Origin of the sequence: Metabacillus sp. 22489, assembly GCF_052044855.1 — a bacterium.
GTDB classification, from domain to species: domain Bacteria; phylum Bacillota; class Bacilli; order Bacillales; family Bacillaceae; genus Metabacillus; species Metabacillus niabensis.
The window spans coordinates 1-7,654 of sequence record NZ_JBQENT010000083.1; the positions used below are offsets into that span (position 1 = coordinate 1).

Annotated in this window: 9 protein-coding genes and 3 pseudogenes; 2 read left to right on the forward strand and 10 right to left on the reverse strand. The window is 35.3% G+C overall.

Annotation, left to right across the window (positions count from 1 at the left end):
* Positions 1-219 precede the first annotated feature (219 nt).
* Positions 220-591 (forward strand): annotated as a pseudogene (locus ACTJJ9_RS25605) (PBECR4 domain-containing protein); the annotation flags it as partial.
* Between the two features lie 50 nt (positions 592-641).
* Here ACTJJ9_RS25605 and ACTJJ9_RS25610 read toward each other — a convergent pair.
* The 5 genes and pseudogenes from ACTJJ9_RS25610 to ACTJJ9_RS25630 all read right to left on the reverse strand — a co-directional run.
* Positions 642-1,085 (reverse strand): annotated as a pseudogene (locus ACTJJ9_RS25610) (ParA family protein); the annotation flags it as partial.
* Positions 1,086-1,209: 124 nt separating this feature from the next.
* Positions 1,210-1,647, reverse strand: a complete 438-nt coding sequence (locus ACTJJ9_RS25615; RefSeq protein ID WP_145585223.1) for a hypothetical protein — start codon at positions 1,645-1,647, stop codon at positions 1,210-1,212.
* A 175-nt stretch (positions 1,648-1,822) separates the two neighbouring features.
* Positions 1,823-2,041: a hypothetical protein gene (locus tag ACTJJ9_RS25620; protein WP_145585225.1), complete on the reverse strand. Its 219-nt coding sequence runs from the start codon at positions 2,039-2,041 to the stop codon at positions 1,823-1,825.
* A 101-nt stretch (positions 2,042-2,142) separates the two neighbouring features.
* The gene (locus ACTJJ9_RS25625; protein WP_145585227.1) at positions 2,143-2,637 is read right to left on the reverse strand and encodes a CBO0543 family protein; all 495 of its coding nucleotides are present in this window, start codon (positions 2,635-2,637) and stop codon (positions 2,143-2,145) included.
* 3 nt (positions 2,638-2,640) lie between these two features.
* The gene (locus ACTJJ9_RS25630) at positions 2,641-2,868 is read right to left on the reverse strand and encodes a helix-turn-helix domain-containing protein (RefSeq protein ID WP_145585229.1); all 228 of its coding nucleotides are present in this window, start codon (positions 2,866-2,868) and stop codon (positions 2,641-2,643) included.
* A gap of 261 nt (positions 2,869-3,129) precedes the next feature.
* On the opposite strand from ACTJJ9_RS25630, the gene ACTJJ9_RS25635 reads away from it, so the two are divergent.
* A complete protein-coding gene (locus ACTJJ9_RS25635; protein WP_145585231.1) occupies positions 3,130-3,570 on the forward strand; it encodes a hypothetical protein in 441 nt (146 codons plus the stop codon).
* Positions 3,571-4,191: 621 nt separating this feature from the next.
* On the opposite strand, the gene ACTJJ9_RS25640 is transcribed toward ACTJJ9_RS25635, so the two are convergent.
* The 5 genes and pseudogenes from ACTJJ9_RS25640 to ACTJJ9_RS25660 form a co-directional block, all read right to left on the reverse strand.
* Positions 4,192-4,572, reverse strand: coding sequence for a DUF3888 domain-containing protein (locus ACTJJ9_RS25640; protein WP_145585232.1), 381 nt, complete (start codon positions 4,570-4,572; stop codon positions 4,192-4,194).
* A gap of 236 nt (positions 4,573-4,808) precedes the next feature.
* Positions 4,809-5,360, reverse strand: a pseudogene (locus ACTJJ9_RS25645) (alcohol dehydrogenase catalytic domain-containing protein); the annotation flags it as partial.
* An 18-nt stretch (positions 5,361-5,378) separates the two neighbouring features.
* A complete protein-coding gene (locus ACTJJ9_RS25650; RefSeq protein WP_126409024.1) occupies positions 5,379-5,747 on the reverse strand; it encodes a spore coat protein in 369 nt (122 codons plus the stop codon).
* Positions 5,748-5,763: 16 nt separating this feature from the next.
* Positions 5,764-6,009 carry a spore gernimation protein GerQ gene (locus ACTJJ9_RS25655; RefSeq protein WP_145585234.1) on the reverse strand — a complete coding sequence of 82 codons (246 nt, stop codon included), beginning with the start codon at positions 6,007-6,009 and terminating at the stop codon, positions 5,764-5,766.
* A 301-nt stretch (positions 6,010-6,310) separates the two neighbouring features.
* Positions 6,311-7,405, reverse strand: coding sequence for an L-dopachrome tautomerase-related protein (locus ACTJJ9_RS25660; RefSeq protein WP_061794307.1), 1,095 nt, complete (start codon positions 7,403-7,405; stop codon positions 6,311-6,313).
* Between the last annotated feature and the right edge of the window lie 249 nt (positions 7,406-7,654).

Below are 7,654 nucleotides of genomic sequence, written 5' to 3' on the forward strand. Positions count from 1 at the left end.
TAAAACAACAATAGTTATGCGAGACAAAAGGTTGGTTAGTTGTTAACCAACCTAGAAAATAATTTAGAATTTACAACAATCGAAAGGGCGGCGGTAAGATGAATCTTAAGTGGATGAAACTTTTATCAACGGTTTTTCTTTCAATTTTCTTGTTATTAGGGTGTAATAATGGAGATGATGTTTCCAGGGTCAATTTTTCGTTTTAGGGGAAATTAAGAAATGTTATCAGTTACAGATTTACTTACGATACAGAAAAAACCAAATATAAAAGACGTTTCCCTTCAACTATTCCAAGAGTTTTACAAGGAACATTTATGTGGAAGAGTTTTTCATTTTGAATTAGATGATACCGATAGACCATCGATTAAACTGCGTTTCAAAGAAGAAAACCTGTGTCACTTATTAGGGATTCAATACATAGTGGCTAAGCTTAAAAATAAACATGAGTATGCTGGTAAAACAGGTTATCAAAAGCTAGAAAATGGAACGCTCACTTTTGACTTTTTGAAAGCTACAGATAGGACATGGTTCAAATCAAAAAGAAATCGAATGCTGTATTTTCCATTTGTACATCAAATTGTTCAAAACCCAACAGTAATTGTCTTTTCAAATGACGGTTTAAACACAAATCTTGATGTTGATGCATTAGTCGTTTGTTCACTCAATGAAGGTGGTGTATCTATTACAATGAAATCATATTCGTCACTGACTTGTTCTAGGGTTTTGTCCAATATTAAACTTGGACTTCCTTTAAAGGGAATACTCTCTCCTTGATACGTTTTACCTGTATAGATCCATCTAGGGAATGTAGCAAGAAAGTTATTTGCTGCGAGCAAGTCTAACTTTTCATTTATCGGATATATGTATTCTCTTACGTTGTTATGTTGCATTGCTTCTAGTACAGATTTACCTAGAAAATCATTAGAAGGTTTTTCAGCCAGTAATTCAGTTAAATTACCTTGTGAGTCCATATCAATCGCTAGCACCTTATAACCGTCTCAGCTTAGTAAATGCGCAAGAATCCCAGTTGTTGTTGATTTACCACATCCACCTTTTTGAATTCCCATTGTGATAGTAATTGCCATATCTAAACCTCCAATCTTCCAACGTTGTTTTCTTCTTTTCTTCATTGTCTTATATTTTAACTGTTTTGATAAGAAATGAAAACCACCACCACACAAAAAAAACACCCTCTAAAAGAGAGTGCTACTAATACCTATAAACCTTATAAAAGCTTAATGTGAAATCCCCATATTCCGTTCTACCATCTGTTTTAATATCGAAATCTCGTTTCATTGCTTTTTTTATTCTTTTGTAAGTAGGCGTTGTAGAAAGGTATTCTTTATTATTATGAAGGCAGAATAAGCATTCGACAGACAAATTGATAATTGGTTTATCGTCTTCATATGTTATTTTAATAAATTCATCTTTCTCCTTATCCAATTGTGCACCACTAGTTCTGTACTCTGTTCTAAATTCATCTAAACCGTATTTATTCTCAGCACTTTTGATTAGACGATCTTTTATCGTTTCAACCGGATATAGTGAAAAGAACGTTTGTAAAAACTTCTCTAACATATTCCATTCTCTGTGCCATTTTTCTCTCTCTTGTTCCTTTTTTATCTTATCAATTTTATTCCATACCACCCTATAACCCCCTGTACTTTTGGTTTATAAAAATCTATGGGAGCATTTAAGTGTTTATTCTATATAGTTTCAAGTTAAGACTTATTTCGGAAATAGGTCGCAAGGAAATAAAAAAAGTTAACCAAGGTTAACCTAGTTAACTGTTGATATTATTGAGTTTTTTGGTTAACCACAGTTACTTTGATTTTATCTCTTCGCTAGTCTCTTCCTCCTTTGCTTTTGCTCTATTTATTGCAACTACTCCAATTGTTAGTATGAGTAAATAAAGAGTATTTACCTCGTTTCCAAACACACTTTGTATGTATAATTCCTTTGTAATGATGAAGCGAAGAGCATAATAAATTCCCAATAAAACTAATATGTCGGTTTGTAAATCTAAAAATTTTTTAAACATGTTTATACTCCTTTTATAACTAGTCCACCACTACTATTTCCTTATTTTGGGAGTTTATACAATCCTTTTCTGTCACTAAATAAAGGTTGTTACTAAAATTGTTACAAATAATCAAACACAAACAAATAAAACAAAGTGCAGAATACGGATAAAATTAACGCTAAAAGGGGATTAACAAAATGAAGTCTTATCATTGGAAACATTACAGAAGTAAATAATATTGACCATCCCATATGCCAACCGTTATGGTGTGTAATCGTACCTAACCCAACTCCTATCCACTCCAATACAGAAAAAATAAGTATCCACTTTACTGTATATATAATTTGTTTTTTTAGGTTATTAGGATAATTAGATAAAAAAACAAAGGCTATCAGAGTGTTTATGATCAGATCGTGCGTAAAATGAACATTCATAAGATTAAAATGGGAATCTTCTTGAAGTTCCCACAAATGATAATGACTATGAGATATAAACTCATAAACAAAAGTTGATAAAGACGTATATAGCATTGTAGGATAGTATTCTCTCCAATTTCTCCAATCACCCTTAATTAAAGAAAAAATTATAACTATGATTAAAAGGGTTAAATGCATTTCCTACATATCCCAAAAATCATCACTCTTAACAGTAGGGTCAATTTTCCGTATTGCTTTTAAAATTTTCTTCATAGTGCTTTGGGTAGGCTCGTGATCAGCATTATCTTTGCATAGTTCACTTACAGTAGAACGGCTCACCTTTGAATTATTCGCAAGCCATTGCTGTGAAACCCCTTTTTTATCTAACCATTTTCCCAGTTTAGAGCGTTTCTTTCCTAATCCAAACATGAATTTACCTCCTAAAAACTACGTATTTAGTGCAAGTCATGTCCAAAAATTCGAAGTTTCATACATTTTTGTAGAAAATATCGGAATAGTGGACAAACAGTACTTAATAGCATGTATCAGGACGTCAAGAAATGGCGTTACATAAGGAGGAATTACAATGACAATAGAATTGGCTATTTCACTGCTTGAAGGTAAGGACGTCTATCTCACAGAGGAAGGGAAACAGCTTCTGGAAGAAATGATTAAGGAGCAATCAAAGTAATGGTGTACCGTCCTACTGTCCGTTATGCAGATGAATTTAAGAAATACGTGGATGATCTATTCCATGCAACTACTCTAGATCGTAATCAAATTATAAGGGCAGCATTATTTTCAGCTGCCTTTTCTCCAAACTTTGAATCACTACTGAAAAAATACAAAAAGGCTGACGCCCTTCTTCCTCTACCTAAATGGAATGCCGATCAACATGGATACTGGCTCGATAGAAACCCACCAAAACAAGAGGGAGGTAAGGACGTCAATGCTATCAATACACGAACAAGATCAGTTAAAGGAATTGTTGAAACTGATTCAATCATCAGAGTCACCAAAGAAACAAATTCAATTGGATGTGAGTCATCGATCACGAGACGAGAAGGGGAGGTTTCTGCCAAACGAACCAGAATTACCAATCAAGGAGGAATTACAATCAAGATCGGATAGACCGAGAAAAATTATAAAAATTAAAGGTAGCTATAACTCATATCTAATAAAAGACCGATGGTTTACAGATGGTGAGATTGATGCACTTATAATTTTTGGTATCTTTGGCGTGTTGGCTATAATATTTTGATTCGTTGAGAAAAACGGCTTTCTATTTTCCATTCTAAGGGGTGTTTTTTCTAAATGAATAGTTAAACTAAGTAAATCACCTAAAATGCATTAGAGAGACAAATAAAACGCCCCTGTCAACGGTAAATGTCTGACTGGAACGGAGTGGAAGGAATTTAAGGAGTTGATAGGTTCACTACACCCAAAACCCTCTTGGCATTCAAACAAACACGTTTGTTTGACGCCTACCGGCGAGGGAGCCCCCTCAAAAAGTGAGGGGGTTGGGGGTGTTTTTTTATGGGGTTAAGGGGAAGCGTTCCCCTTACAGGTTTGGACAGCGTCCAAGGTATTTCTTTGTTCGGCTTTTAGGCTTTTCCGGAATTATGGCCAACAAAAAACGTTCGTCTTTTTAAATAAATTTGTCCAGGTATCTGTTCCTGCAGCCAGCTGTAATTTTAATGAATCCGAACAACATTAATTGGCTTATTAAGCTAATGCCCCGTTAGTTGAAATTCAAGGATATGTTTTTAGATGCTTATAGCTTATTAACTTACCCGTTGTATCTACAACAACTTTATCTATTCCATAACTCATATGAGCATCATAATAAGGATATACTTTTAGAGTTATCTCATATCCTCCACCAACTCCATACAGTTGCTTAATTTTAAGCATTTCTGTGTCATATGAAGCCCAAGTAAGACCCTCAGGTGCATTTTTATCATCTTTATAAATTTCAACGATTGCTCTATCTACTGGTTTTCTTAGACTACTTATAAGTGCATATTTTAGAGTTTCACATAATTCCGTATCAGCTTCATTTATCGTTTTTGCATATACTGTTGTGTTAGCTAAAAGTATTCCTACCATAAGCATAACTGCGAATTTTTTCATAATTTTCACCTCATTTTAGTTTCCTAAGAACTAAAATGATTTATTCAGTTATTCCGCCTGTAACTTTAAGTGTATCACTTCACAATCTCAATAGAGTAAAGGCTATTGATACACAGATTCATTCCAATAAAAATAACTTTCACAGCGTCTCACAAGACTTGTATCAAAAATCTTAAAGTTGTAACCGCATTTTCCTGACTGTACCCCTAATTAGCTATAAAACCTTTTGCTAAAGGAACAATAACGGTATCTCCATCCTTTACGCCTGCATTGTCAACACTCCAAAAACCAGTAGTCATCGCATCGGCAATAACTGCTAACTTTTCATCTGGTTCTTCACAAGTCTCTGGAATTTTGAAATGAGTAAAGTTGGCAAATGGCACTCTTAAATATTCAGCTTGCCCACCTGGATAGCCCCCCGTCGTACCAGAATATCCAAAATAGGCACCCATATCACCATTATCATTTGAATTATCACATTGGCTTTCCAAATGATTTTTACAGTAATGGCATTCACCGCATGCTATATTAAAAGGAATAATGACACGATCTCCCTTTTTTAGTTTGGTCACGCCTGGACCAACTTCTTCGACGATTCCCATTGGTTCATGACCAATAACATAGTTTTCTTGCAGGTTAGGAATCATGCCGTGAATTAAATGTAAATCAGACCCGCATATAGCTGTACTCGTTACTTTGATAATCATGTCATCTGGTTTTTCAATCTTTGGATCTGGAACTTCTTTCACTACAACATTTTTAATACCTTGATATGTTACTGCCTTCATTGGTCACAGCCTCCAGTGTTAGTGTTCATCAGGTGTCCGGTCAAACATACCTTTTCTATTGGTCTCAACAGGAAATAGATTCATTTTGCCAATCATCAAGGTATTGTTGGCTGAAAGTTGATCTAGTTTATACTGTTCACTTAGTTCGTATGGATGGAACCATTTTTTATTAATCATTAGTTCTGTAATTTCTTGGTACATGGCAATCCCTTGCATTAACTGGTTTCGTAAGACCGTTCTAACATCAGGTGATGCGGACTCCGTTAATGCGACAGCAATATTGCGCACGCCTTCTTTGGCACGAAGAAGTAAATCCATCGCAAATGTGGTATCTGCCAGCTCTGGTACGTGCAGTGAGTTTATAGGGTCTAAATAGTCATGGTTCAATGAATTTGCCTCCTTTTCAATTGACTATTGGCGTTGGACGGTTTTGAGGAACAGGAGCTTCAAAAGGTGCACGTTGATAAATTGCCTGTAATTCCCCAAACGCTTCGATGGATTGTTCAACATCTTTTTGCATTAACGCTCTCAAATCTTGATCAAATACCAATCCTTGCATTAGTTTTGATTTCGCTAAGCAAAGGGTTTTGAAATTAATAACTTCATGCAAATCCAATGATTCATGATCGGCTAATTTTTGATTATCCATTTCTACTTAACCTCCTTATTCGTTAATACAATCAATTGTATTGTTCCAAAAATAGGAGGAAACATTCTTTAAGGTTTTTTATAATCGGTAAAATTCATAAATGGGAGGAATTCATTAATTTGTGTAGCTGGGGATGATGGCTGCTGCGGTCCTTTTTTCATGTACAAAAAAAATGTTCAACCAGATATATCGTAAGTCCGAAATATAAATACAGAATTGAACTTACCAACATTATAAAAATTTCCAGGAACAGTTTAACATTTACCAAATAAACTGTTCCTAATTTTAAGTTTATTTATTATCAAAAGGTCGGAGCAGGAAATTCATCAATTTTGATACGAAGTAAACTATAAGGTTTCTGTCGTAAGTCTTTTCCATAATGAAATCTAGGCTGTCGATGTAATTGGTTCACAATGACATACAAATATTGATCCGGACCAATTGAAAAAGTATCCGGCCACAACATTCTCGGGTCATGTATGATCGTTTCCATTGTGCCATTTGGCAATATCTTGCGGATACAGTTGTGTTCATAATCTCCAGCATAAACAGTTCCCTTTGCATCAGTGATCATTCCATCAGATGCACCTTTTTCTCCCCAATACTCCACATGATAAGGTAATTCCATGTCCGGTATGCTTCTGTCTCTCAGGGCTTCTGTTGTGATCGAGAACAGATGACGACTGGTTAGTGGACAAAAAAATAATACCCTTCCATCAGGCGAAATCGCAATACCGTCAGAAGCCAGTCTAAATGGAGAAGTACTGCCATCTTTATTTCGATTCATTAATACTTTTCCTTCTACTTTCGGTATAAAATAGGGATCGGGTGAAGTTGAATTTGCCCCATTTAACCGTCTGAAGGCGTTTCCATCTGCTAAATCTACGACGATTATAGCTCCTGGTCCTGTTGAAGAAGAATCCGTTATATAAGCATACCCTGCTTTTCCAACACGAAAATCAAAACGGACATCATTCAAATAAGTTGTAGGCAGGACAACATCTTCTGTAAAGGTATATACTTTTCTTATTGTATTCGTTTCTAGATCAACAGCGACTAATTTTGCCCCCCCTTTAATAGGTTCAGAAAAATTGGGTGCAGCTGTATCTAATACCCAAAGTGTTCCCCTTCCATCAGCAACTACACTTTGGACACTGATAAAAGTCCTTGTAAAATTCTCGGGGTTAACCAAATTGGTTTGTAAATTAGGATAAGGCTGCAATTTATCCTCAACAATTTCCGCCACCGTAAATTTAACATCGTCTCCCCATTTCGGGAAGCAAATGAAAATACGACCGGTTTCTGAAACAGTAACACCTGTAGGCATAGCCCCATAAAATGGATAAACCAGTTCAAAATTACCGAAATATTTTTCACTAGGTAACATAGGTATCATCATATCCTCCTTAAGCATCAAACGGGATATCACCTATATATGATTTATATTTTTTCTAGTGCATGTTTCTTAATAAGTTTTTTTCTATAAAACATTAACCTCTATCGATTCAACAACTAAAGTCGGTCGGAATAAGAAAAACCGGGCATAGCCCGGTCCTTTTCATGGTTAGAGAATATCCGATAATTTGTACTCTATGCCATGTACCCCTTTATAATACTCAGGATACATTTCACCCCCACATTTTTC